This is a genomic window from Nitrospirillum guanabarense (assembly GCF_034653355.1).
In the GTDB taxonomy this organism is placed as follows: Bacteria; Pseudomonadota; Alphaproteobacteria; order Azospirillales; family Azospirillaceae; genus Nitrospirillum.
Window position 1 is genome coordinate 187820 of record NZ_JAYEER010000003.1, and the last position, 25246, is coordinate 213065.

Annotated in this window: 23 protein-coding genes; 12 read left to right on the forward strand and 11 right to left on the reverse strand. The window is 68.9% G+C overall.

The window, feature by feature from the left end; translation table 11 throughout:
- Positions 1-115: 115 nt before the first annotated feature.
- From UAA55_RS10205 to UAA55_RS10225, 5 genes are all read right to left on the reverse strand, one after another.
- Positions 116-1261, reverse strand: a complete 1146-nt coding sequence (locus UAA55_RS10205; RefSeq protein WP_322952582.1) for a hypothetical protein — start codon at positions 1259-1261, stop codon at positions 116-118.
- A gap of 17 nt (positions 1262-1278) precedes the next feature.
- A complete protein-coding gene (locus UAA55_RS10210) occupies positions 1279-2481 on the reverse strand; it encodes an FAD-dependent monooxygenase (RefSeq protein ID WP_322952583.1) in 1203 nt (400 codons plus the stop codon).
- Complete coding sequence (locus tag UAA55_RS10215) at positions 2471-4576, reverse strand: LodA/GoxA family CTQ-dependent oxidase (RefSeq protein WP_322952584.1); 2106 nt, start codon at positions 4574-4576, stop codon at positions 2471-2473. The genes UAA55_RS10210 and UAA55_RS10215 overlap by 11 nt, the downstream gene beginning before the upstream one ends.
- A 49-nt stretch (positions 4577-4625) precedes the next feature.
- Positions 4626-5582, reverse strand: coding sequence for a ferritin-like domain-containing protein (locus tag UAA55_RS10220; protein WP_322952585.1), 957 nt, complete (start codon positions 5580-5582; stop codon positions 4626-4628).
- A 154-nt stretch (positions 5583-5736) separates the two neighbouring features.
- Positions 5737-6210, reverse strand: coding sequence for an OsmC family protein (locus tag UAA55_RS10225; RefSeq protein ID WP_322952586.1), 474 nt, complete (start codon positions 6208-6210; stop codon positions 5737-5739).
- Between the two features lie 147 nt (positions 6211-6357).
- On the opposite strand from UAA55_RS10225, the gene UAA55_RS10230 reads away from it, so the two are divergent.
- Together UAA55_RS10230 and UAA55_RS10235 are read left to right on the forward strand one after the other, a co-directional pair.
- Positions 6358-7782: a sigma-54-dependent transcriptional regulator gene (locus UAA55_RS10230; protein ID WP_322952587.1), complete on the forward strand. Its 1425-nt coding sequence runs from the start codon at positions 6358-6360 to the stop codon at positions 7780-7782.
- Positions 7772-9151: a sensor histidine kinase gene (locus UAA55_RS10235; protein WP_322952588.1), complete on the forward strand. Its 1380-nt coding sequence runs from the start codon at positions 7772-7774 to the stop codon at positions 9149-9151. Before UAA55_RS10230 ends, UAA55_RS10235 begins: the two co-directional genes overlap by 11 nt.
- Here UAA55_RS10235 and UAA55_RS10240 read toward each other — a convergent pair.
- From UAA55_RS10240 to UAA55_RS10250, 3 genes are read right to left on the reverse strand one after another with little or no spacing between them, the layout of a single operon-like run.
- Positions 9135-10397: an MFS transporter gene (locus UAA55_RS10240; RefSeq protein WP_322952589.1), complete on the reverse strand. Its 1263-nt coding sequence runs from the start codon at positions 10395-10397 to the stop codon at positions 9135-9137. The genes UAA55_RS10235 and UAA55_RS10240 overlap by 17 nt on opposite strands.
- Positions 10394-10954, reverse strand: a complete 561-nt coding sequence (locus UAA55_RS10245; protein ID WP_322952590.1) for a cysteine hydrolase family protein — start codon at positions 10952-10954, stop codon at positions 10394-10396. The genes UAA55_RS10240 and UAA55_RS10245 overlap by 4 nt, the downstream gene beginning before the upstream one ends.
- A gap of 26 nt (positions 10955-10980) precedes the next feature.
- The gene (locus UAA55_RS10250; RefSeq protein WP_322952592.1) at positions 10981-11445 is read right to left on the reverse strand and encodes a MarR family winged helix-turn-helix transcriptional regulator; all 465 of its coding nucleotides are present in this window, start codon (positions 11443-11445) and stop codon (positions 10981-10983) included.
- A gap of 192 nt (positions 11446-11637) precedes the next feature.
- Here UAA55_RS10250 and UAA55_RS10255 point away from each other — a divergent pair, with 192 nt between their 5' ends.
- The 8 genes from UAA55_RS10255 (at position 11638) to UAA55_RS10290 (ending at position 21390) form a co-directional block, all read left to right on the forward strand.
- Positions 11638-12558, forward strand: a complete 921-nt coding sequence (locus tag UAA55_RS10255) for a hypothetical protein (RefSeq protein WP_322952593.1) — start codon at positions 11638-11640, stop codon at positions 12556-12558.
- Positions 12555-13673: a DNA-processing protein DprA gene (gene dprA, locus UAA55_RS10260; RefSeq protein WP_322952594.1), complete on the forward strand. Its 1119-nt coding sequence runs from the start codon at positions 12555-12557 to the stop codon at positions 13671-13673. Before UAA55_RS10255 ends, dprA begins: the two co-directional genes overlap by 4 nt.
- Before the next feature lie 70 nt (positions 13674-13743).
- Positions 13744-16407 carry a type I DNA topoisomerase gene (topA, locus tag UAA55_RS10265; protein WP_322952595.1) on the forward strand — a complete coding sequence of 888 codons (2664 nt, stop codon included), beginning with the start codon at positions 13744-13746 and terminating at the stop codon, positions 16405-16407.
- Between the two features lie 29 nt (positions 16408-16436).
- Positions 16437-18767, forward strand: a complete 2331-nt coding sequence (rnr, locus tag UAA55_RS10270; protein WP_322952596.1) for a ribonuclease R — start codon at positions 16437-16439, stop codon at positions 18765-18767.
- 4 nt (positions 18768-18771) lie between these two features.
- Complete coding sequence (locus UAA55_RS10275; RefSeq protein WP_322952597.1) at positions 18772-19164, forward strand: VOC family protein; 393 nt, start codon at positions 18772-18774, stop codon at positions 19162-19164.
- Positions 19165-19375: 211 nt separating this feature from the next.
- Positions 19376-19759, forward strand: coding sequence for a DUF983 domain-containing protein (locus UAA55_RS10280; protein WP_040843385.1), 384 nt, complete (start codon positions 19376-19378; stop codon positions 19757-19759).
- 24 nt (positions 19760-19783) lie between these two features.
- Complete coding sequence (locus UAA55_RS10285; protein ID WP_322952598.1) at positions 19784-21109, forward strand: S41 family peptidase; 1326 nt, start codon at positions 19784-19786, stop codon at positions 21107-21109.
- Positions 21110-21123: 14 nt separating this feature from the next.
- The gene (locus tag UAA55_RS10290) at positions 21124-21390 is read left to right on the forward strand and encodes a hypothetical protein (RefSeq protein WP_322952600.1); all 267 of its coding nucleotides are present in this window, start codon (positions 21124-21126) and stop codon (positions 21388-21390) included.
- Positions 21391-21393: 3 nt separating this feature from the next.
- On the opposite strand, the gene UAA55_RS10295 is transcribed toward UAA55_RS10290, so the two are convergent.
- Positions 21394-21588, reverse strand: a complete 195-nt coding sequence (locus UAA55_RS10295; protein ID WP_322952601.1) for a RebB family R body protein — start codon at positions 21586-21588, stop codon at positions 21394-21396.
- Between the two features lie 329 nt (positions 21589-21917).
- On the opposite strand from UAA55_RS10295, the gene rpmG reads away from it, so the two are divergent.
- Together rpmG and UAA55_RS10305 are read left to right on the forward strand one after the other, a co-directional pair.
- On the forward strand, positions 21918-22085 hold the full coding sequence (gene rpmG / locus UAA55_RS10300; protein ID WP_040845325.1) for a 50S ribosomal protein L33: 168 nt from the start codon (positions 21918-21920) through the stop codon (positions 22083-22085).
- A 189-nt stretch (positions 22086-22274) separates the two neighbouring features.
- Positions 22275-23048 carry a glycosyltransferase family 25 protein gene (locus UAA55_RS10305; protein WP_322952602.1) on the forward strand — a complete coding sequence of 258 codons (774 nt, stop codon included), beginning with the start codon at positions 22275-22277 and terminating at the stop codon, positions 23046-23048.
- 70 nt (positions 23049-23118) lie between these two features.
- On the opposite strand, the gene UAA55_RS10310 is transcribed toward UAA55_RS10305, so the two are convergent.
- On the reverse strand, positions 23119-24567 hold the full coding sequence (locus UAA55_RS10310) for a PleD family two-component system response regulator (protein WP_145608311.1): 1449 nt from the start codon (positions 24565-24567) through the stop codon (positions 23119-23121).
- A gap of 62 nt (positions 24568-24629) precedes the next feature.
- Positions 24630-25013 carry a response regulator gene (locus UAA55_RS10315; protein WP_040845322.1) on the reverse strand — a complete coding sequence of 128 codons (384 nt, stop codon included), beginning with the start codon at positions 25011-25013 and terminating at the stop codon, positions 24630-24632.
- Between the last annotated feature and the right edge of the window lie 233 nt (positions 25014-25246).

Below are 25246 nucleotides of genomic sequence, written 5' to 3' on the forward strand. Positions count from 1 at the left end.
CCAGCGCGGCCAAGCCGGCCGTGTCCCGATCCGTGCCGACATTCGACCATTGAATGCGCGCATAACCGGATGTGTTCGTGGAACAGGTGACACTGATCGCTTTGCGACCATACCCTCACAGCCGAGGCCGCGATGGCGGCTGGTTCGGCCGGACACCGAAATAACCGCCGTCGGCATCGAACGCCACCTGATAGCTGCGCAGGAAATGCCGGCCGGTGTTGGCGAAGGCCGGCCGCTGATGCACGTAGACGGCGGAAGGCTGCAACGGGTCCTGGGGGTTGACCGTGAAAGCGTATGCCGCGATGGGCGTGCCGGTCGCCGGGATCCGGATATTGACGGCATCCCCCTTGCCCAACGTTTCCGCCTTGGCCTGCGGCAGGTTCAGGTACATCTGCGCGATGCCGGTATCGATCAGGGCGTTACCGGCCACGCATTCCTGTCCCTTGACGGAAATGCAGGCCGTCACCTGGGCCCAATCCCGCGCCAGCGTCGACCCCTGATAGGGGGCCAACTGGCTGAAGGTGAAGCCCGCGGTATTGTCCTGGGTCAGGCCCAGCTGCATGCCGTCCGCCGTGATGACGTAGCCGGCGCGCATGGTGCCGGGCTGCACCGGCTTGCCCTTGATGCTGACGATGCTGAGCAGCGCGTTGCGGTCCGGGAAACCCTGCGGCTGGCCGTCATAACGCCGGCCGAACCCCACGCCCATGTAGTGCGGATAAGGCGGCCTGGGCTCACCCTCGCAGTCGGGCAGCGCCTTCTGCTCGTCATATGAGCTGCACTTGATCTGCTTTTCCACCGCCAGCACGCGCAGGTGCGCCATCGCCACCGGGTTCTTGTCCTTGTCCACGAATACCAGATCCTGCGGAACCCAGTAACCGACCGACAGAAGATTGTCGCTGGACAGGAATTCCCACCCCTTCTCCATCTTCACGACCTGGTCGCGCGTATAGCCGACGATTTCGCCAATCGGCAGCATCACGCCGGTGGAGCCCGTGTCCATGTCCATCGTGTGGACCTTGGCGTCGGCCTTGGTCCCGATCCTCACGTGAAAGGACGGCGCGTTGACGAACTTCTCCAGCTGCTTGGTCCCATCGGGATTGGTGACCATTTGGGTGATGGACGGGATGAAGGGGATCAGGACGGTCGTGGTGTAGGCGCTGTAATCGGGCGTGGAGCCGGCCGCCTGGGCCACCGGCGCCAATCCCATCGCGATCAGCGCGCCGGCCAGCAGGCGGCGCGGGCTTCTGGGCAACAAAGACATGAGGCCTCTCCTTATCATCAATCGGTCATGACGCGGGTTGGTGCGCCATCCGAAGATGCGCCCGGCCGCGCCAGGTCGGCGCGCCGCTGCCGCTCCCGCCAGAACAAGGCGTCGGGCCATCGGGTTTCCAGGCCGTAGAGGTAGGCGCGGTTCAAGCAATAGTCGGCATAGCGTTCCGCCACCAGCGCCGCCCGGGGCCGGGACGGCGGCGGCAGGGCGGCGCCCCAGCCCCGGGCAACATCCCGGCCAGCGGCGACGCCATCCACCAGCGCCTTGTAGACCCCTTGCGCCGCCACCGGGTCATAGCTGGCGGCGGCGTCCCCCACGGCCAGCCAGCCTGGCCCATCCACCCGCGCCAGAAGGCTGGACTGGATGGGCACCAGCGCCGGTTCCGCTTCATCGGCATCCGGATCCACCCCGGCCGCCGCCAGCCGCGGCCCGATCAGGGCCGTGGCCGCCAATCCGCGCCGCCAGGACGGCAGTGTCCCGTCATCGCGCAACCGGCGAAGACCCGCCTGGTCGGTCACCATCATGACCACCACCCGCTCATCGGGCAGACGGGCCGCGTACCACCAGCCGTCGGGCGTCGCCTCCAGCAGGGTTTGCCAAGTCAGAATTCCGGGCAGGGGCAGAAAAGCGGCCAGGGCGTACAGGGTGTCGTCCACCCGGCGTTCCACACCCAGCGCGCGGGCGAAGCGCGCCTCCGGCCCCGTCGCGTCCACCACCTGGCGGGTTTCCACGGCCCGGGCCGTGCCCGCCACGTCCAGCATCACCCGATGGCCCAAATCCGGCATGACCTCCGCCCGCCGGAACGCGGCGTCGAAAACCACCGTCACGCCGGCGGTTTCCGCCGCAGCCACCAGCATGGCGTCAAACCGGCGGCGGTCCAGCCGCCACGCGGGCCCCATGGGGTTGTAGAGGAAATCGTTATGGCCAACCCGGTCGCCACCCCACAGGGACACGCTGCCCGGACACGGCGCATGGCCATCGGCCCGGAAGCGCGCCGTCAGCCCCAGTTGCCCCAGGGGCAGCAACAGGTCGGGCGGCGCGCTTTCGCCGATGCGCCGCCGCCCCGCCACGCCCGCCTCCGCGACCAGAACGGCGATGTCCGGGCAGTGGTTCTTGAGGGACAGGGCCGTGGCCAGGCCAGCGGGCCCACCCCCCAGGATGACGGCGTCGTACCGCGTCCGCACCGGCAGCACCCTGCCGTCAGCGGCCACGCCGCCGCCGGCCGGCCGGCGCCCGTCTGGCCCCACCGGCAATCCCGCCCAGGGGACCGTCCAGCACCGCCTTGGCCGGGTTGGCGTTGAACGGCCAGGCCAGCACCGGCTCATCCGGATCGCCAGCGTCCTGCAACTGGCTGGCGACCTCCAGATAATGATCCGGCGACACATCGTTGCCGTCGATCACCGTGCCCTGCAGCACGATGCCGATCTGGTCCCACTGCTGCACAGCCTCCAACGGGTCCTGGAAGGTGCTGGCCGTCCGGGGATTGAGGGCGAAGCTACCCTGGCCGCGGATGGACCATTTCTGCGGCGGCAGCACCTTGGCCACCACCTCGTCCGCCACATAGACGGCGTCCGGCCGCTGCGCTGGCCACGACCAGTAGAGCGTGGTCGGGCTGCCGGTGGCGGTATTGGTGCCGTTGATGCTGGTCTGGTGGATGGAGCAGGAGTTGTAGTCGGTCTGCCAGGGGATGGCCATGAACTTGCAAAGGTCGCCCGGCTCCAACCCATCATCCTGGTGGCGCAGCGGTATCCACCCGCCCTTCAGGAAGGGCTTGGCCGCGACGGCCCGGCTGTAATCCAGCGGCTTATGCTTGATGCGGAAGGGTCCGGCGCCGGTGCTGGCCCAGTCCTGCTGGTAAATGTCCTTCTGGCGGATGGTGTAGCTGACCTCGATCCCCGGTACATAGCGCCCGCCCAGGCAGTTGCTGAGCGAGGCCTGGTCCAACAGCTCGCCAGGGCCCAGGGCGGGTGCTGCGGCGGTGTTGAAGCGATGCTTGCTCCACTGTTCCAGGAAGAAGTACTGGGTGGGCGTGACCGTCAGGAAGGCCTTGCCCGCATCGCCCAGCGACAGGGGCATCAACGGCACGCCCACCGACGTCTCCCCCGCCAAGTTGGGGTTACGGATGAAGGTCAGGCCCGCCATGATGGTCTGGTCGGGGTCGTCGGCGGCGGCGATGGCGTCCACCGCCGCGTGCGCCCGCTGGGCGATAGGCGGCAGGTTCACGGTCCAGCGCTGCAAAGCGGCGGCGCGGAACACCGGGTGGATGTCCGTCTCGAAATTGGGCACGTAGTCACCGTTGTAGACACCGTTGGCGTAAAGCGACGGCATCAGGTCCAAGGTGCGCACCCAGGCGTCGAACACGTCATCCCAGACGGAGACGACGTTGCGGATCTGCGGGGCGTAGGACGGATCGCAGCAGACGACCCAGCCGCCGAACGCCTCCGCCACCGTGCCGTCGGTGAACACCAGCGTGGCCGACACCGGGCCGTCGGCGGCATCGTCGAACCAGCTGGGGTTGTTGGTGTCGCCGGTCATCTGGACGACTTGGCTGTATTCGTCATACTTGCCAGCGGTGCGGCCGAAGGCCGACAGCACCAGCAGGCGCCCCTGCGCGTCGGTGCGCAATTCGCCCAGGGTGTCGATGGCGCCCATGGGCTCATACAGCAGGCCGGACGGGAAGCTCTTGGGATAGTCGGCGTTCTCGGCGATGCCGCCCTTGCCGTCGGAATAGCTGGCCGGGGTGGTGGCGTCGAAATCCACCACCGCGCCGGGCGTGCCACCGGCCACCAGGGCGCGGGGGCCGGGATCGATCACCAGGGACTTCAGCCGCGTCTCGCTGTCGGGCGTGCCGTAGACCTGGGGATTGCGCAGCTGCGGCACCTGGCCGTCGGCGAAGGCGTTCAAGCCTTCGGAGCTGACAACGCAATAGTTGTTGGCCTTCTTGTTGGCCAAGTGCACGGTCCAGACTACCTGCGCCACGGTGCGGCCATCAGCCAGCGTGGTGCCGGGCAGGATCTCCACCCCGCCACCGTTGGGATAGGCGTCCGGCCCCGCCAGATCGTATGCGTAGAGGCGGAAGCGCGCGGCCTGGCGCTTCAGGTTGCCGTCGGCGTCGCGCAGATCGCCGCTGCGCACGAAGGACTCCGTCCCGTCCGCGGCCGCCTGCAAGGGCAAGCCGCCGGTGGTGTCGGTGCCGTCCAGGGGCAGGCCGGCGCTGGTCTCCGGCGAATAGTAGAAATCCTGGCTGGTGCCGAAGCGGGCGAAGTTGATGGTCGGGTGAACGCGGAAAACGGTCCGGGTCGACATGGGGCGCAACCTCAATTGTCCGGAAGTGACGGGGATGCGGCGGTGGGCGTCAGCCGAAGCGCGGCGTGACGCCGTTCTTCCAGCAGTTTTGGATGCCGGCGCCGACCGAGATCATCAGCGGGACAAAACCGCCGGGATTACCCCCGGCGAACAACTGCTCCAGCGCCGTTCGGAAGCGGCCGAACGTCTCCGCCAGGGTGGCGGCCAAGGCCCGCTGGTGGTCGCTGTAATCCACCGCCAGCGTCACCGGATAGGTCAGCGGCTTTCCCACCGTCTGCCGAATGGTCTGGAACTTCTGGAAATGGGGCCAGCTGGGGTCGCTGTCGTCGGCGGTGTTCTGATAGGCCGCCGGCAGCGCCGCGCTGGCGCCGCTCGCCCCCTCCCCCTGCTCCCGGATGGTGTTGATCAGCAGCACCACCTGGTTGTAGCCGTCGCCATCGCTGTCGGTGACGGTCAGGGACGGCATGTTGTTGTAGAAGGCGGAGAAGTGGTCGACCTGACGCACGCCGCCCTGGATGTGACGGCGCAGCAGGCCCGCCCCATACTGCAAGGCGTCGTAGAACTCGCCGATGCTGCCGTATTCGGTGATGGTGTCGCGCAGGATCGCTTTACCGCCCGTGTCCCACTCCGGATATTCGATCAGGCACATGCCGTTGATGCGCGGGATATCCAGCAGACGGATCTCCGCGCTATAGGGCGCGAACTCCGGCCGGGGATCGGGCTTGTCCAGGGCGAAGTCCAGGTGGGGAATGTCGTGGCCCCGGTAGACGGGGGCGGCGAAGCGCGGCGACAAGCCGTAGGCATTAGCGATGTTGCACGCCAACTGGACGTGCAACATCTCCTGGTTCACCACGCTTTGCACCAGTTGAACGGCCTGTGCCGTCCGATCGACGACCGAATACAGCGCCGACATGTAATAGGGGATGGTCCAAAATTCCAAATCCACCGCCGCCTGCAAATGCTGGTGCAGATGGGCGATGGTCCACTCATCATCCTTTAGGCGCATGGCGCGCGGCCTCCTCATCCATGTGAGGACGCTTCTTTGCGGAGAAGCGCCCTCATGGTCGTGGAGGATAAGTCACATACACGCCATAGTACACAATTCACATGTCACAAGTTGTGACAGGATCAGATTACAGAACCATTACCGTGTAGGCCCTCTATTCCGTCACTACCGTTCCCTCGGTCACCACCGGGAAGTTGACGGAGTTGGCGATGAAGCAGAAATGGTGCGCCTTTTCATGCAGCGCCTGGGCCAGTTGCGCGTCGCCGCCAGCCGCCAGCGTCACCGTGGGCCGTAGCGTGACCTGGGTGAAGCGGCCATTGCCGTCCGCCGTCTCCACCATCGTGCCCTCCGCCTGGTCCTGGTAGGCGGTGACGACCAGCCCGGCCTCGGCCGCCAGGTGCAAATACCACAGCTTGTGGCAGGTGGAGAGGGAGGCGACCAGCATCTCCTCCGGATTGTAGCGGGTGGCGTCGCCCAGGAAGGCGGGATCGGAGGAGCCGGGGATGACCGGCTTGCCCGCCGCCTGGATTTCATGGTCGCGGGTGTAGGCGCGATAGCTGGCTGTGCCCCGCCCCTTGTTCCCGGTCCAGGTGGCGGTGACACGATAGGTGTGCTGCTTGCCGGCCATGATGTCGCTCCCTTTGGCTGATGGTTGTTGCCGACATTGGAGGGGAGCCATTCCAGGTGCGCCAGGGGGAACCACCGCAGAACGGACATGCGCTCCGCCCCTGGGCGGTGTACGATTTCGGACAGTATTGTGGGGGACTTCGCACCGATGACACAGAAAAGCGGCCGCATCCTGATGGTGGACGATGACCAGGACATCCTGGTGGCCGCCCGCCTGTTGCTGAAGCGGGAAGGCATCCTGGTCCATACCGAGAGCCAGCCGGACCGCATCCCCCTGCTGCTGAAGGACGAGGCGTTCGACGCCGTCCTGCTGGACATGAACTTCGCCATCGGCGCCAACACCGGGCGCGAGGGCTTCCAGTGGCTGAAGCGGGTGCTGGAGATCGACCCCACCCTGTCCGTCATCCTGATGACCGCGTACGGCGACGTGGGCACGGCGGTGGAGGCGATGAAGCAGGGCGCCTGCGACTTCGTGCTGAAGCCCTGGTCCAACGAGCGGCTGGTGGCGACCCTGATGAGCGCCATGACCCTGACCGCCTCCCGGCGCGAGGCGGCGCAACTGGGCGCCCGCAACAAGGAGCTGGCGGCGGCCCTGGACCAACCGGGACAGACCCTGATCGGCAGCAGCCCGGCCATGGCCCGTGTGCTGACCCTGGTGGACCGCGCGGCGCCCACCGACGCCAACGTCCTGATCCTGGGCGAGAACGGCACCGGCAAGGAGGTCATCGCCCGCGAGATCCACCGCCGGTCGCGCCGCGCCGACCAGGTGTTCGTGGCCGTGGACCTGGGCGCCATCGCCGAGAACCTGTTCGAGAGCGAGCTGTTCGGCCACAAGAAGGGCGCCTTCACCGACGCCAAGGAGGACCGCGTGGGCCGGCTGGTGGCGGCCAACGGCGGCACCCTGTTCCTGGATGAGATCGGCAACCTGCCCCTGTACCAGCAGAGCAAGCTGCTGTCGGTGCTGGAGCAGCGCGTGGTCATCCCCGTGGGTGGCAACCGGCCCATCCCCATCGACGTGCGCCTGATCTCCGCCACCAACATGCCGGTGGAACAGCTGGAAAGCCCGGACACCTTCCGCCAGGACCTGCTGTACCGCATCAACACGGTGGAGCTGCGCCTACCCCCCTTGCGCGACCGCTCGGACGACATCCCGGCCCTGGTCAGCCATTTCATGGGACTGTACGCCCGGAAATACGCCATCCCGCCGCGCCGCCTGTCCAACGACGCGCTGGCGCGGCTGAAGGCCTATCACTGGCCGGGCAATGTCCGCGCCCTGCGCCACGCGGTGGAGCGCGCGATGATCCTGGGCGCCGGCGACGTGCTGGAGGCGGAGGATTTCTCCCTGCCCTCCGCCCCCGGCGGGGCGCCCCGGCCGGCGGCACCGCCACCCACGGCCCTGGCGGCGGTGGACGATGACGGCTTCACCCTGGGCACGCTGGACCTGGAGACCGTGGAAGCCCAGGTGATCCGCCGGGCGCTGGACAAGCACCAGGGCAACATCAGCCACGCCGCGACAGAGCTGGGCATCACCCGCACCTCCCTCTACCGCCGGATGGAGAAGCATGGTCTTTAAGTCGTCGTTCAGCACGGCGCTGACCCTGCGGGTGGCCCTGCTGTGTCTCAGCTGCGTGGCCCTGGGCCTGCTGCTGCAGGCGACGGACTACCACGCGACCGAACTGCTGGTGGGCGTGCTGATCGTGCTGCAGATCGGCGGCGTGGTGCGGGTGGTGAACACCACCAACCGCGAGCTGGCCCGCTTCCTGAACGCGCTCAGCCATTCCGACTTCACCCAGAGCTTCAGCTACCGCGCCATGGGCCCCAGCTTCCAGGAACTGGGCCGCGCCTTCGCCGGGGTGTTCGACAAGTTCCGCGACGCCCGCGCCGACGCCGAGCGCAAGGCCGACTACCTGAACGTGCTGGTGGAGCATGTGCCCGTGGCCCTGGCGGAGGTGCATCCCGACGGCCGCGTCAACCTGCTGAACAACGTGGCCCGGCGCCTGATCGGCCACGACGACCTGAACCGCCGCCTCGTGGACGGCGGCACGCTGGACAGCGCCCTGCGCGTGCTGGAACCGGGGAAAAGCGCCCTGCTGAAGGTGGCGGGCGGCATCACGCCCCTGCACCTGACGGTGCGCGCCACCCAGCTGACCCTGGCCGAGGGGCCGCGCCTGCTGATCAGCCTGCAGAACATCGGCGGGGAGCTGGAGGCGACGGAGGTCAAGGCCTGGTCGGATCTGGTGCGGGTGCTGACGCATGAGATGATGAATTCACTGACGCCCGTCTCCTCCCTGGCGGGCACGGCGCAGTCGCTGCTGGCCGATCTGCGCACCCAGCTGGAGACCATCCCCGGCCTGCCCCCCGCCGTGCTGCTGGACGCGGCCGACGCGGGGGAGGCCATGGACACGGTCACCCGGCGCGCCGGCGGCCTGCTGCGCTTCGTCGAGCGCTACCGCCGCTTCACCCAGATGCCGCGGCCGAAGGTGGAGCGGCTGAAGGTGCGCGAGCTGTTCGGCCGGGTGGAACGGCTGATGGGCCCGGCGATGGCGGAGCACGGCGTGGCGCTGGAGGTGGTGGTGCTGCCACCCTCGCTGGAGATCAGCGCCGACCCCGACCTGATCGACCAGGTGCTGATCAACCTGGTGAAGAACGCGGTGGAGGCGCTTGACGAGTGGAAGGCCGGCGGCATGGCGACCCGCGCCCCGGCCATCATCCTGGCGGGGCACCTGGACGTGACCGGGCACCTGAATCTGCTGGTGCGCGACAACGGCCCCGGCATCCCGCCCGACGTCGCCGACAAGATCTTCGTGCCCTTCTACACCACCAAGCGCGAGGGCAGCGGCATCGGCCTGCCGCTCGCCCGCCAGATCATGCTGGCCCACGGCGGCACCATCGCCGCGTCACCGGTGGAAGGTGGCGGCACGGTGTTTACTCTGCGGTTTTAACCCCGCCCCAAGGCCGCCAGCCGGCGTGCCTGACCAGGTGGCGCAAGCCCACCAGCGCCGCCATCAAGCCGGAGGCGGCGCCCACCCCCAGGGACCAGCGCGGGCCGGCCACGTCCGCCACCCAGCCGACGACGGGGGCGCCCAACGGCGTGCCCCCGACCGCGATGGCCAGCAGCAGGGCCACCACCCGGCCGCGCATGGCGCTGTCAGTCGATAATTGCACCAAGCTGTTGGTGGAGGTGGTGAAGGTCTGCGCCGCCACGCCGACGACCACCAGCAGGATGCCGAACGCCCACGTGGTGGGCATGACCGCCGCCAGGGCACATCCCGCGCCGAACAGCAGGGCGGCGCCCGTCAGCAAGGACACGGTGGGCGTGGCGCGTCTGGCCGCCAGCAGCGCGCCGGCGACGGAGCCGATGGCCATGGTGGAGCTGAGCACGCCGTACTCGTCCGCCCCGGCCCGGAAGACGTGCACCGACATGGTGGAAATGAAGATGGGGAAGTTCAGGCCGAAAGTGCCGATGAGGAACAGCATCAGCAGCAAGGCCCGCAGGTCCGGCCGGCCCCAGACATAGCGGAAGCCGCCGACGAAACTGCCCCGGCTGCGCACCGCCCGCGTGCGGGGATGGATGTCCGCCGCCCGCAGTAGGCAAAGGGACCCGATGACGGCGACGAAGGAGGCGGCGTTGATCAGGAACACCCAGCCGGTGCCCACCGCCGCGATCAGCACGCCCGCCACCGCCGGCCCGATCATGCGCGCCGCGTTGAAGGAGGTGGAGTTGAGCGCCACCGCGTTGGCCAGGTCCGCCTCGCCCACCAGTTCACCGATGAAGGTCTGGCGCGCGGGCGCGTCGAAGGCGGCGACACAGCCCAGCAGGAAGGCGAAGATGTAGACGTGCCACAGCTGCACCAGGCCCAGCACGGTCAGCAGGCCCAGGCCCAGCGCCAGCAGGGCGGAGGCGGCCTGGGTGCAGAACAGCAGGCGCCGCCGGTCGAAATAGTCGGCGGCGAAACCGCTGAAGGGCAGCAGCAGGGCCAGGGGGCCGAACTGTAGGGCCATGACAACGCCGACGGCGGAGGCGCCGTTGACGTGCGCCAGTTCCGTCAGCACCAGCCAGTCCTGCGCCGTGCGCTGCATCCAGGTGCCCACGTTGGACACGATACCGCCGGCGGACCATAGACGGAAATTGCGGTTGGCCAGGGCACGGAAAGTGCCGGTCGAGGCCGGGGTGGCGGGCACCGTCATGAGGTGCCGTCCAGCAGGGCCAGGATCCCGGCCGTGGTGCCGATTTCACCCAGGCGGGGAAAGATGCGCGTGACGCTATGGTCATGGGCCTCGGCATCGCGATCGGCCATGGCGTCGACCGCCAGCGTGACGTTGTAGCCCAGCGCATGCGCCTCGCGCGCCGTGGATTCCACCCCGATGCTGGTGGCGACGCCGGCCAACACCACCTGGGTCACGTCCCGACCTTTGAGGTAAGCGTCCAGATCGGTATGGGGAAAGGCGCCCCAGGTGCGCTTCACCACACGATGGTCGCCCGGCTGGGCATCCAGTTCAGGGACCAGCTCGGTCCAGTCCACTGGCAGGTCGCGAGGAACGCGCCCCTGCTCCGTCCGGCCCGGGGGGCCGCCGGTCACGGTAACCAGCACCACCGGCAGGCCCTTGCGGCGAAAGGCGGCGGCCAGATCGGCGGCGTTCTGCAGAATCCCGTCCAGGGGCGGCAGGCCGGGCATGGCCAGCAGGCCTTTCTGCAGGTCGATGACGATCAGGGCGGTGCGGGCATCCAGGGTGGTGACGGCCATGGCCGGTCTCCTTAAATTTGGGAATATCAGTCGGTGACCAGACGCTTCAAAAGGTCGACCGCGCGGCCCAGTTCCGCCCGCTCCGTCGCCGTCAGGCGGGCGCGCATGGCGCGGAACAGCCAGTCCTCATGCAGGGCGCGGCCTACCCGCACCCGCTCGCGGCAGGCCGGGGTCAGGTCCCACAAGGTCTGGCGGCCATCGGCGGGATCGGGGCTGCCCATCACCAGGCCCGCCGCCTCCAGCGCCGCGACGGTGGCGCCCATGGACTGGGGCCGCACGCCCTCCGCCTTGGCCAGGGCCGTCACCGTGGCCGGCCCGCCGTCCAGCCGGCGCAGCACGGCGATTTGCGAGGGCGTCAGGTCGCCGACGTTGGCCTGCTCACGCAACTTGCGCCGCAGCTGGCCCATGACCACGCGCAGCTCCACCGCCGTCGCCATGACGGCCGGAGCATCGGGATCGCCCGTGCCGGGCATGTTCAGGGGATCGTTCATGCCCTGGATCTAGCAGATGCGAAGGTAAGCTACAAAGCCTTCCTTCATATATCAGCGCCACGGCGGCGACGGTTGCCCTGGGGCCTATACCCGCCACCACTTTACTGCGCCGCGCTGTTTGGTCGTTCCCTCAATAGGTGTGTCGCGATAGATTTACCGCTCTCAGGCGGGGCCTTGCGGTTGGGGAGGGGCATGGTGCGCAGGATGTTTCTGGTGACGGCGTTGCTGGCGCTGCTGGGCGCCGGATTCCATATGGCGACGACGACGGCCGACGCGCAGGCGCAGACCGCGCCGCCGGTCGTGACTACGGCCCCCCCTGCCGCCACCGCGCCGGCGCCCGGGACGGCCCCCGGTCCGTCCGCCCCGGCGCCGCGCACAACCATCCTGGTCGACCCAGGCGCCGCCGCGCCCCAGCCCAGCCTGTCCGCCACCTGGCGGGCGCTGCCGGAAAACCAGAAGACCCTGGCGGTGGGCAGCGTGCTGGTGCTGGTGGCGGTCACCGCCGCCCTGCTGTACCTCGCCATGTCCACCGACATGCTGCGCGACAACACGCCGTCCACCTTCGCCGGCGTCACCAGCGCTACGGGCAAGCCGCTGCGCCGCGCCTTCAGCCTGGCGCAAAGCCAGATGGCCTGGTGGTTCGTCATCGTGCTGGCGGCCTACCTTTACCTGTTCCTGGTGACGGGGGAGCTGGACACCCTGACCGGCCAGGCGCTGTGCCTGATGGGCCTGGGCACCGGCACCGCCATGGGGGCGGCGATGGTGGAGCAGAACAAGACCAACCCCATCCTGGCCGCCTACCAGGCCGTGCTGACCCAGATCGCCGACCCGGCCACGGCGCCGGCCGACCTGCCCACCCTGACCGCCACCCGCGACACGCTGGCCCGCCAGCTGGCGTCGCGGGATTTCGTCCATGACATCCTGACCGACGCCAACGGCATCAGCCTGCACCGGTTCCAGACGGCGGTGTGGACGGTGGTCATCGGCGTGCTGTTCCTGATCGAGACGGTGGTCCACCGCAAGATGCCGGACCTCGACCCCTATAGCCTGGGCGTATTGGGCATCAGCGCCGGCACCTATCTGGGCTTCAAGATTCCGGAACAGCCCAATTGAGGGGCACGCGCGCCCTTTCCCCTGTCGAGCGCCTGGACTGGCTGCGCCTGACGCGCACGGAGTCGGTGGGGCCTGTCACCTTTCATCGCCTGATGGAGCGCTTCGGCACCCCGGCGGCGGCCCTGGAGGCCCTGCCCGACCTGGCCCGGCGCGGCGGGCGCGACCGTCCCCTGAGCATCGCACCGCGCGCCGCCGCCGAACGGGAGCTGGTGGTGCTGGACCGCATGGGCGCCCGCCTGCTGTGCTGGTGTGAGCCCGACTATCCCGCCCAGCTGGCCGCCATCGAGGACGCGCCGCCCGTCCTCACCGTGCTGGGCGACCCCGCCCGCCTCAGCCGCCCGTCCGTCGCCATCGTCGGCGCCCGCAACGCCTCCCTCACCGGGCGCAAGCTGGCGGCCATGATCGCTCGCGACCTGGCGGAGGCCGGCATCACCGTCGTTTCCGGCCTGGCGCGGGGCATCGACACGGCGGCGCACGAGGCGGCGCTGCACCGCTGCACCATCGCGGCGCTGGCCGGCGGCGTGGACGTCATCTACCCGCCGGAGAACGCGGAGCTGCACCGGCGCATTGCCGACCAGGGCGCCCTGGTGGCCGAATCGCCGCCGGGGACGGAGCCGCAGGCCCGCCACTTTCCCCGGCGCAACCGCCTGATCTCCGGCCTGTCGCGCGGCGTGCTGGTGGTGGAGGCGGCGCTGAAGTCCGGATCCCTGATCACCGCCCGGCTGGCGCTGGAACAGGGCCGCGATCTGTTCGCCGTGCCGGGGTCGCCGCTGGACCCGCGCGCCCAGGGCTGCAACCGCCTGCTGAAGGACGGCGCGGTCTTGGTGGAGACGGCGGACGACATCCTGGCCTATCTGGGGCCCCAGGGTTTGGCCACGTTCAATGCCCCGCCTACGGGCGGCGGACCCGTCCCGCCCCCCGCCGATCCCGGGGAAAAGGAGGTGGAGGCGGCCCGTCCCCGGGTCACCCTGTGCTTAAGCCCGACCCCGGTACACATTGACGAAATTGTCCGGGACTGCCAATTGTCTGCGGCGGTGGTGTTGACCATCCTGCTGGAACTGGAGCTGGCGGGCCGTCTGCATCGCCACCCCGGGGGCCGCGTGAGCCTGGCGTGATGCTGGACGGCGCCGTCCCGGGATCAAGGTTTTCGGAAAACATCGCCACCTATTGCAGTGCGGGGTCCCCTTGTCGGGCAGCAACGTCCTCATCGTCGAATTGCCGGCCAAGGCGAAGACCATCAACAAGTACCTGGGCGATGATTTCACCGTTCTCGCCAGCTACGGCCATGTGCGCGACCTGCCGGCCCGCGACGGTTCGGTGAAGCCGGAAGAGGACTTCTCGATGGAGTGGGAGCTGGGCGACCGCTCCAAACGCCATATCGACGACATCACCAAGGCCGCCCGCGGCGCCACCCGCGTCTACCTCGCCACCGACCCGGATCGCGAGGGGGAGGCCATCGCCTGGCACGTCAAGCAGCTGCTGGATGAAAAGCGCATCTCCGGCAAGGTGGACATCAAGCGCGTCACCTTCAACGAGATCACCAAGAGCGCCGTGCTGGACGCCATCGCCCATCCGCGCGACGTGCACCAGGAACTGGTCGACGCCTACCTGGCCCGCCGCGCCCTGGACTACCTGGTGGGTTTCACCCTGTCGCCGGTGCTGTGGCGCAAGCTGCCGGGCTCGCGCTCCGCCGGCCGTGTGCAGTCCGTGGCCCTGCGCCTGATCTGCGAGCGTGAGTCGGAGATCGAGGCCTTCCGCCCGCAGGAATACTGGACCATCGAGGCGGAGTTCCGCACGCCGGCCGGCGCGCCCTTCACCGCCCGCCTGGTGGGCCTGAATGGCAAGAAGCTGGACAAGTTCACCCTGGGCAACAAGGGCGACGCCGACGCGGCGCTGGCCACCATCCGCCCGCTGTCCTTCATGGTGCGGTCGGTGGAACGGCGCCAGGTGCGCCGCAACCCCTTCCCGCCCTTCACCACCTCCACCCTGCAGCAGGAGGCCAGCCGCAAGCTGGGCTTCGGCGCCACCAAGACCATGCGCATCGCCCAGAAGCTGTACGAGGGCGTGGACATCGGCGGCGAGACGGTGGGTCTGATCACCTATATGCGTACCGACGGCGTACAGCTGTCGAACGAGGCCATCGACGGCGCCCGCCGCCTGATCTCCTCCGCCTTCGGCAACGAGTATGTGCCCAACGCCCCGCGCGTGTACAAGTCCAGCGCCAAGAACGCGCAGGAAGCGCACGAGGCCATCCGCCCCACCGACATGTTCCGCCGGCCGGACCAGATGGGCCGCTTCCTGGACAAGGATGAGCAGCGCCTGTACGAGCTGGTGTGGAAGCGCACCATCGCCTGCCAGATGGCCAGCGCCGAGCTGGACCAGGTCTCGGTCGACATCGCCTCGCCCAAGGCCGAGGCGCAGTTCCGCGCCACCGGCTCCATCGTCACCTTCGACGGTTTCCTGAAGGTCTACCAGGAGGACCGCGACGACGCGGGCGACGAGGAGGACAAGGACACCCGCCTGCCGGCCATGAAGGACGGCGACGACCTGGCCAAGGGCGAGGTCAAGTCCGACCAGCATTTCACCCAGCCCCCGCCGCGCTATACCGAGGCCAGCCTGGTGAAGAAGATGGAGGAGCTGGGCATCGGCCGGCCGTCCACCTACGCCAGCATCCTGCAGGTGCTGCAGGACCGGAACTACGTCCGCCTGGAAAAGCGCCGGTTCGAGCCGGAGGATCGCGGCCGCCTGGTCACGACCTTCCTGGAGAACTTCTTCAACCGGTATGTCGAGTACGGCTTCACCGCCGACCTGGAAACCAAGCTGGACGACATCTCCGGCGGTCGCATCGACTGGAAGACGGTGCTGCGCGAGTTCTGGCAGGCCTTCTCCGCCGCGGTGGAGGGAACCAAGGACCTGACCATCACCCAGGTGCTGGACGCCCTGGACGAGGCGCTGGGCCCGCACTTCTTCCCGACGCCGGCCGAGGGCGGGCGAGACCCGCGCGTCTGCCCCGTCTGCGGCGAGGGCCGGCTGTCGCTGAAGCTGGGCAAGAACGGCGCCTTCATCGGCTGTTCCAACTACCCGGGCTGCAAGTACACCCGCCCCCTGAGCGTCGAGGGTGGCGAGGAGGGCAACGCCGACCGCGAGCTGGGCAACGATCCGGAGACGGGCTACCCCGTGTCCATGAAGCGGGGCCCTTACGGCGTCTACGTCCAGACGGGCGCGCCGGATGAGCCCAAGCCCAAGCGCGTGTCGCTGCCACGCGCCATGAACCCGCAGGACGTGGACCTGGATATCGCCCTGCGCCTGCTGGCCCTGCCGCGCAGCCTGGGCCCGCATCCCGAGACGGGGCAGGAGATCACGGCCGGCATCGGCCGTTTCGGCCCCTATCTGAAGCATGGCGACGCGTACAAGAACCTGACGCCGGACGACGACGTGCTGACCATCGGCCTGAACCGGGCCGTGGTGCTGCTGGCCGGCGTGGCCGCGCGCAAGACGGTGGCGGGCCGTGAGCTGGGCAACCATCCCAAAGACGGCAAGCCCATCACCCTGGGCAGCGGCCGCTTCGGCCCCTACGTCAAGCACCTGAAGCTGTTCGCCAGCATCCCCAAGGCCATCAACGCCGACACCATCACCCTGGAGCAGGCGGTGGAGCTGCTGGCGGCCAAAGCGGCCAAGGACAGCGGCAAGAAGCCGGCGGCGGCGGCGACGGACGGCGAGGAAAAGCCGAAGAAGGCGCCGGCCAAGAAGGCGCCGGCGAAAACGGCGGCCAGCAAGGCGGCCGCCCCGAAGAAGACCACCACGGCCGCCAAGAAGCCGGCGGTGAAGAAGGCGGCGGCGGGCGACTGAGCCCGCCGGCCCAACTTAAGGAAGTTCCCATGCCGAAGCGTCCGGAGGGCCCCCGGCGGGCTTTGCCCAGGCCGGTGCCGGCCCGCCGTGCGGCCGACGCCCCCTTCCCCACCCGGGAAGAGATCATGGACTACATCCAGTCCAGCCCCGTGCCCGTGGGCAAGCGGGAGATCGCGCGCGCCTTCAACATCACCGGCGACGGCCGCATCGTCCTGAAGGAGCTGCTGAAGGAGCTGGAGGGCGAGGGCAGCATCGAGAAGGGCGAAGGCCGGCGCGTGGCCGTGCCGGCGGCCCTGCCCGAGGTCGCCGTGCTGATCGTCAGCGAAGTGACGCCGGATGGCGAGGTGCTGGCCCGGCCCACCAGCTGGGCGCATGAGGCGCCACCACCGCGCATCTACATGGCCGCCGAGAAGCGCGGCCATCCAGCACTGGCGGTGGGCGACCGCGTTCTGGCCCGCCTGTCGCGGCAACCCCAGCCTGGCGGGGAAGACGTCTATGAAGGCCGCACCATGCGCAAGCTGGACGGCGGCACGGCCACCCGCATCGTCGGCATCTATGAGCGCGCCCGCGACGGCGGCCGGCTGAAACCGGTGGACCGCCGCGCCAAGGCGGAATTCGCCGTGGCCGACGCCAACGCGGAAGGGGCGCAGCCGGGCGAGCTGGTGGTGGCCGAACTGCTGCCCGCGTCCCGCCTGGGCCTAAAGCAGGTGCGGGTGGTGGAGCGGCTGGGCAGCATCGAGGAGCCGCGTGCCGTCAGCCTGATCGCCATCGCCCAGCACGCCATCCCCACCCAGTTCGCCAAGGCGGCGATCGAGGAGGCGGAGGCCGCGCCCGAACCGACGGTGGAGGGGCGCACCGACCTGCGCGATTTCCCCCTGGTGACCATCGATGGCGAAGACGCGCGCGACTTCGACGACGCAGTGTTCGCGGAACCCGACGCCGACCCCAACAATCCCGGTGGCTGGCACCTGCTGGTGGCCATCGCCGACGTCAGCTTCTACGTCCGGCCCGGCATGGCGCTGGACCGCAACGCCTTCGACCGGGGCAACAGCGTCTATTTCCCCGACCGCGTCGTGCCCATGCTGCCCGAGGCGCTGTCGAATGAGCTTTGCTCTCTGAAGCCCGAGGTCAACCGCGCCTGCCTGGCGGTCCACATGTGGATCGATGCGCAAGGGCGCCTGAAGCGCCACCGCTTCGTGCGCGGCCTCATGCGCTCCGTCGCGCGCCTGACCTACACCCAGGTGCAGAAGGCCCGCGACGGCGAACCGGATGACCTGACCGGCCCGCTGATGGAGCGGGTAATCACCCCGCTGTACGGCGCCTTCGCCGTGCTGCAGAAGGCCCGCGACGCGCGCGGCACGCTGGAACTGGACCTGCCGGAACGGCTGGTGAAGCTGGACGAGGCCGGGACCATCCAGAGCATCGGCGTGCGCCCCCGCCTGGACAGCCACCGCCTGGTGGAGGAGTTCATGATCGCCGCCAACGTGGCGGCAGCGGAGGCCCTGGAAGCCAAGCACAGCCCCTGCATGTACCGCGTGCACGCCGAACCCGCGCGCGACAAGCTGGAGGCCCTGCGCCAGTTCCTGGGCTCCCTGGGCTACACCCTGGCCAAGGGCCAGGTGATGAAGCCCATCCTGTTCACCCGCATCCTGAACACGGCGGCGGAGACGCCGGAGGCGGACCTGGTGAACACCGTCATCCTGCGCAGCCAATCCCAGGCGCTGTACCAGCCGGAGAACATCGGCCATTTCGGCCTGGCCCTGCCGCGCTACGCCCACTTCACCTCTCCCATCCGCCGCTATGCCGACCTGGTGGTGCACCGCGCCCTGGTGAAGGCCTACGGCCTGGGGCCGGGCGGGCTGGATGAGGAGGAAGCGGGCCGCCTGGTGCAGGTGGGGGAGCATATCTCCGTCACCGAACGCCGCGCCGCCACAGCCGAGCGCGACGCCCTGGACCGCTATGTCGCGGCCTACCTGTCGGACAGGGTGGGCGGCACCTTCACCGGCCGCATCGGCGGCGTCACCCGCTTCGGCCTGTTCGTCACCCTGGACGAGACGGGCGCCGATGGACTGGTGCCCATCTCCACCCTGCCGGACGACTTCTACGACCACGACGAGGCCAACCACCAGCTGGTGGGCCGCCGCTGGGGCCGCACCTACCGCCTGGGCACGGTCGTCAAGGTCCGCCTGGTGGAGGCCGACCGCATCTCCGGCAGCATGGTGTTCGCCCTGCTGGGTGAGGATACCGACGACGCCCCCTGGCTGGCGGGTGGCAAATCTGATGGCAAGGGTGGCCGCGCCCGCCTGATCAGAAAGACCGCCACCAAGGCCCGCGTCAAGCGGGCGCCGCTGAAAGGATAAGTGAATGCCTCAATTCATCGGCGGCGTCGCCCTGGTCGTGCGCGACTATGACGAGGCCAAGACCTGGTATCGCGACGTGCTGGGCTTCGACGCCGTGGAGGACACGGATCTGGGCGGGGGTAAGCGCTGGGTGGTCATGGCCCCGCCGGGATCTCATGAAACGCGCCTGTTGCTGGCCAAGGCGGCGGGGCCGGAGCAGGAGGCCGCCATCGGCAATCAGGCCGGCGGCCGCGTCTTCCTGTTCCTGCGCACCGACGACTTCTGGCGCGACCACGCCCGCATGAAGGCGGCCGGCGTCACCTTTTGCGAGGAACCCCGGGTTGAGGCCTATGGCACCGTGGTGGTGTTCCAGGACCTCTACGGCACCCGCTGGGATCTGTTGCAGCTCAACGGATAAGCCGCGTGGCGGCGCCTCAACCAGTTCCCCAGCGCACAATTCGCGCAAATCACAACAAGTGTAGATAGCAGGGCTGTACCCTGTGAAACGCGTCTGGACCATGGCTCGGGCCATACCCATCATCTAGGCCATGACGACCGACCCCGTCCCCCCTGTTGACCCGCATCCGAGGGCAGTCCGCGAGGCCAGCGTCGCCGAGATGGAGGACACCATGACGGACACGCACGAGGAAATCATCGCACCGCCCAAGGGCATGGCCGGCACGGCCATGATGCGCGGCATCCGCCGCTGCTGCCCCAACTGCGGCGCCCACACCCTGTTCGCGGGATATACCAAGGTGGCGCCGGTCTGCACCAACTGCGGCCTGGAATTGGGTAAATTCCGCGCCGACGACGCGCCGCCCTACTTTACCATCTTCGTCGTCGGCCATATCGTGGTCGGCGCCGCCTTGGCGGTCGAACAGAATTTCCACCCCGACCTATGGGTCCACGCGGCCCTGTGGGGTCCGTTGACCATAGGCCTGTCGCTGGCCCTGCTGCCCCTGTTCAAGGGGGCCGTGATCGGCGTGCAGTGGGCCATGGGCATCCGCGGCTAGGGGAACAACAAACCGGGAGGCGCCGTGGCCCAGGCCACATGCCGGGCACACCGCGCCCGGCCCGCCCATGTCAGGCCTGACCGCATCCGCCGGGGCGCCGCCCTGGCCCGGACGGTGACGGCTTTGGCCGGTGTTTTGGCCCTGGCCGCCTGTGCCGGCGGTCCCGGGAATCGCGGCAGCGTCACCGCCGAGCAATTCTACCAGAGCGCCTATGGCAAGATCGACGAGCTGTACCTGGAACCGGTGGACATGCGCCGCCTGGTCGTGGACGGCCTGGTCCATGCCGGCGTGGTCGTGCCCGACTTGACGGTGACGATGCCGCCGGGGGGCGGTGCCGTGACCCTGGTGGTTGGCCGGCGGGCGCCACGCACCTTCGCCCTTCCCACCGGCCACGACGCGGCATCATGGGCCCATCTGGCCGCCCTCACCACCGACTGGACGGTGGCGCAAAGCGCCGATGCCGGCCCCGGCGACCAGACGCGGGAAACCCTGTTCCGCGCCATGCTGGAGGGCGGCACGGCCGACCTCGACCCTTATAGCCGCTATTCCGTGCCGGCGGCGGCGCGGACGGAGCGGTCGCGCCGCGAAGGTTATGTCGGCATCGGCGTGACGCTGGAGGAAACGCCGCGCGGCTTCCGCATCATCGCCGTGGCCCCGGGCAGCCCGGCCTCCGCCGCCGGCCTGTTGGTGGGCGACATCATCACCGCCGTGGGCGGCGTGCCCGTGGACGCCCACGGCGGGGGCGGCCCCGCCATGACGGTGGAGGCGGTCATGACCCGCCTGAGCGGGCCGGAGGGAACCGGCGTGCCGGTGCGCGTGTCCCGGGCCGGCGGCATGGTGACGGTGCTGATCAGCCGTCAGCGCATCATCCTGCCCACCGTGACGGCGGAGCGGGCGGGCGCCGTGGGCGTGCTGCACGTCAGCCGCTTCAACGCCGGCACCGCCGACGCCCTGGCCGCCGCCATCCGCCATCTGCGCGACGCCGATGGCCTGGGCCGGCCCACCGGCTGGGTGCTGGACCTGCGCGGCAACACCGGCGGCCTGCTGGACCAGGCGGTGGCCGTGGCCGACCTGTTCATCACCAGCGGCCCCATCCTGAACACCGTGGGCCGCCATCCGGACAGCGTGCAGCACTATGACGCCACGCCGGACGACATCCTGGACGGCGCCCCCCTGGTGGTGCTGGCCGACGGGCAGACCGCCTCCTCCGCCGAGATCGTGCTGGGCGCCCTGGTCGACAGCGGCCGGGCCCTGGACGTGGGCACCACCAGTTTCGGCAAGGGCGTGGTGCAGACCGTGGCCCCCCTGCCCAACGGGGGGAACTGTTCATCACCTGGTCGCGCATCCTGACGCCGGCCGGCCGCATGTTCGACCATCACGGCCTGGCGCCCGCCCTGTGCACCGCCGGCCTGACCGACGCCGCCGCCATCCTGGCCCCCCTGCGCGCGCAAGCCCGCCCTGTCGTCGGCAGCGTGACCGCCACCTGCCCGGCTGAGCGCAACCGGCCGGCGCCGGTGGATCTGACGGTGGCCGAGGATCTGCTGTCCAACCCATCCCTGCTGCGCCGCGCCCGGCTGGCGGGCCAGACCCTGCTGGCCGACCAGCCGGTGGCGGCCAGCTCCAGTCCCTGAGCCTTATTCCTTCGCGGCGTTGCCGTCGGCGGCCCCCTGCGACGCCTCGGCGGTGTTCTCCGCAAGGATCGCCACGGAATGGGCCAGGGTCCGCTCGGCCGTGCCTATGGCCGTGGCGGGCGCCTCGCCGACCACTTTGGTGTTCACCTGCGTGACCGAATTGGTGATCTGGCTGTTCACGGCGGTGGGAAAGGCCATGGGGGTTCTCCTGCCTGGGAAGTGCGTCGGCCGCACGGAATACGCGCGCAGGATAGCGCGTGGGGGCGCATCAAGGTAGCGGCCGTGGGCTTCCGGGGACGGGGAATCGGCGACCACCCAGGGTGGCGCGGCCTCATGCGCGGCGCGCATCCCCTGCCCCAGCGCCGGTTCCCCGGGTGTATGGCTCTTTGGCCTTGACTCTCAGGGCCCGCTGACTAAAGTGCCGCGACGCCGTGCCCCCGAGGGACACGGTACGGAATTGTTTTTGACCGCCCCCGACCCGCCGAGCTGGCGACCGAACGGGGTTGTCGTAGGTGGGATTGAAGGTCATGGCCAAGCAGAATACCGTGCTGATCCGTCTGATCAGCTCCGCTGAAACCGGCTTCTTCTATGTGAAGAAGAAGAACCCGCGCAAGACGACCGAGAAGCTGGAGTTCCGGAAGTACGATCCGGTCGCCCGCAAGCACGTGCTGTTCAAGGAAGCCAAGATCAAGTAAGTCCCGCGCGCCCGTATCGGGCGCGCCGTTCCGGAGCGACGCCCCGCCCCTTGGCCGGCGGCGGACAACCGGAACCGAACGGACCCTGGTCAGGCGAAGGGCCGCTCCTGGAGCGGCCCTTTCCTATTGGCATGTCCGGTGGCTGGGGTATTCTCCCCGGCGCCCCGGAACCTTGGGAACACCACTTCCGTGCCTTCCAGCCCACCCCTTCCGTGCCCCGTCTTCGTCATCAATCTTGAGCATGACGGGGCGCGACGCGCGCATATGACCGAACAATGCGCGCGCCTGGGCATCACGGCGGAGTTCGTGCCGGCGGTGAACGGCCGGGCCCTCGGCGAGGCCGACCGTGCCGTCTATGACCGCACCCGGGCGCTGCGCGTCTATGGCGTGGAGATGCTGGACACGGAGATTGGCTGTTACCTCAGCCACTACCGCCTCTATGAGCGCATGGCGCGGGAGAACATCCCCGCCGCCCTGATCATGGAGGACGACGTGGAGCTGAGCCCGGCCCTGCCCCGCATCGTGGAGGACCTGCTGGCCGACCCGGCGCCGGAATGGCAGGTGGTGCGGCTGGAATCCCTGCGCCCCCGTGTGCGGGAGCCCCAGACGCCCAAGTTCAGGGGCCGCACGGTCAAGGCCCTGCGTGATGGCGAGCTGGTGCGCCTGGGCACCCACGTCCTGGGCTTCGGCGCCTATCTCATCCGCCTGGACGGGGCGCGGCGCATGCTGGACTACGGCCGGCGCATCTTCATGCCGGTGGACCAGACCATGGACCGCTATTGGGACAACGGCATCGCCCCCTACCTGGTCCGCCCCATCCCTGTGCGCCAGCGTACCGACATGGACTCGCGCATCGGCGCCCGGCCCGCCGGCCGGCATGAGGGCCAGCCCCTGGCCATCCGGCTGACCCGCCGCTGGCAGCGCCTGTCGGACAGCGTTCGCAAGCGCCTGTACCGGGGCTGAACCTCCCCCATAACCCGAAGCGATCAAGGCCGCTGGATGGCGGCGCCCGGCGACTGAGGAACAGCGAAAACTACCTCGGCAGGCTGAGGTCCGGCGCGTCGGCGTGGCTCAGCGGCGCCGCGTCCAGGCTGCTGTCCGTCACCACGCGGTTGCGGCCCGCCCGCTTGGCCTCATAAAGCGCCATGTCGGCCCGGCGCAGCAGGCTGTCGCCCGTCTCCATGCGGCCATCCGGCCCCTGGGCGCCGGCGGCCACGGCCACGCCGACGGAGATGGTGACCGTGATCTCCCCACCATCGGTGGTGACGTGGAACGGCGTCTCGCCGATGCGGCGGCGCAGACGCTCCGCCACCAGCACGCCGGCGGCCAAGTCGGTGTCCGGCATGACGACGACGAATTCCTCGCCGCCCAGCCGGGCCACGAGGTCGAAGTTGCGCAGGTTGCGGCTGGCGCGCAGCGCCACCTCCTTCAGCACTTCGTCACCCACGCCGTGGCCGTAGGTGTCGTTCACCACCTTGAAGTGGTCGATGTCGAACAGCAGGGCCGCCACCGGCTTGTGGTTGTCCCCGCCCCGGTCCAGCAGGCGCGGCAGGTGCGCGCTGAGGTAGCGGCGGTTGAACAGACCGGTCAGGCTGTCGGTCAGGGCCAAGGACAGGCTCTGCTCATAATTCGCGCGCAGCCGATCCTGGTAGCGTTTGCGCCGGATCTGGGTCCGGGCGCGGGCCATCAGCTCATTCCGGTCGATGGGCTTGATCAGGTAGTCGTTGGCGCCCAGTTCCAGGCCCTTGGCCACGCGGTCGATGTCGGTCTCGTCCGCCACCAGCAGAACGGGCACCTGGCGCGTCTTCTCCTGCGAGCGCAACTGCGAGCAGAGGCGCAGGCCATCCTCGCGCATCAGCGTCAGGCTGATGACGATGAAGTCGAAGTCGCCGGCCAGCGCCTGCTCCAGCCCGGTAGCGCAAGTGTCGGCAGCCACCACGCGGCCCCGGTCGCGGCCCAGCGTCTCGGTGATCTTGTCCAGGTCGATGGAGCTGTCCTCCACCACCAGGACGTTGGCGCCCTCCGCCGACTGGTTGTGCATGCTGTCGGTGGAGACCAGCATGCCCAGCTGGCCGGACGTGCTCTCGCGCAGGCGCCATTCGTCCATCATCATCTTGAGACGGACGAGGGAGCGCACGCGGGCGAACAGCGCCACGTCGTTCACCGGCTTGGTCAGGAAGTCGTCGGCACCGGCCTCCAGCCCCCGCACGCGGTCGGCGATGTCGGACAGGGCCGTCACCATGACGACGGGGATGTGCATGATGGCGGGATCGCTGCGGATGCGCTCGCACACCTCGAAGCCATCCATGCCGGGCATCATGACGTCCAGCAGGACGATATCGGGCGCCTGCGCCTTGATCTTCTCCAGCGCCTCGGGCCCGCTGCTGGCGGTGATGACGTCGAAGTACTCGCGCGTCAGCTTCGCCGCAAGCAGCTTGACGTTGGGCAGGACATCATCAACGACCAGGACGCGAGCCGACATGACACCACTTATTCCGGCCGCGCCGAGAGGGCGCGGCTTATTCCAAGGTACTATCGCGCACCCTAATCCAGAAAGCGCCGAACTGTCCGGATGAAAGTGGCAACGGAGATCGGTTTGGCGATGTAGTCGTCACAACCGCCTTCCCGGATACGCTCCTCGTCACCCTTCATGGCGAAGGCCGTGACGGCGATGACGGGGATCGACCCAAGCTCTTGATCCTCCTTCAACCAACGCGTCACGTCCAGACCGGAAAGCTCCGGAAGCTGTATGTCCATAAGTATAAGATCCGGACGGTGTGTCCGCGCCAGTTCCACGGCCATGCCGCCATCGCGGGTCTGCACCGTGCGATAGCCGTGCGCCTCCAGCAGGTCGTTGAACAGCTTCATGTTCAACTCGTTATCCTCGACGATGAGGACACATTTTTTGGCGGCGGCAACCGTGGCCATGAGGCCGTCCGTGGCGATGTGGCAGCTACACTAAGGGACAAGTCGAACGGGTACAACCGTCATCCGGCGCACTCGCGGGTAACGCCCCGCCTGCTCGATGTCGCGTCGCCATGGCGGCGCCATTCCCCTGTTCTAGGCCTTGTGGGTACCCCCATGGCGCCCATGTCTCCTCAACAGGTAATCCGGAAATCGCGCTAAACCAGGGAGAATCGGCAGCGCTGTCCTCGCGGACC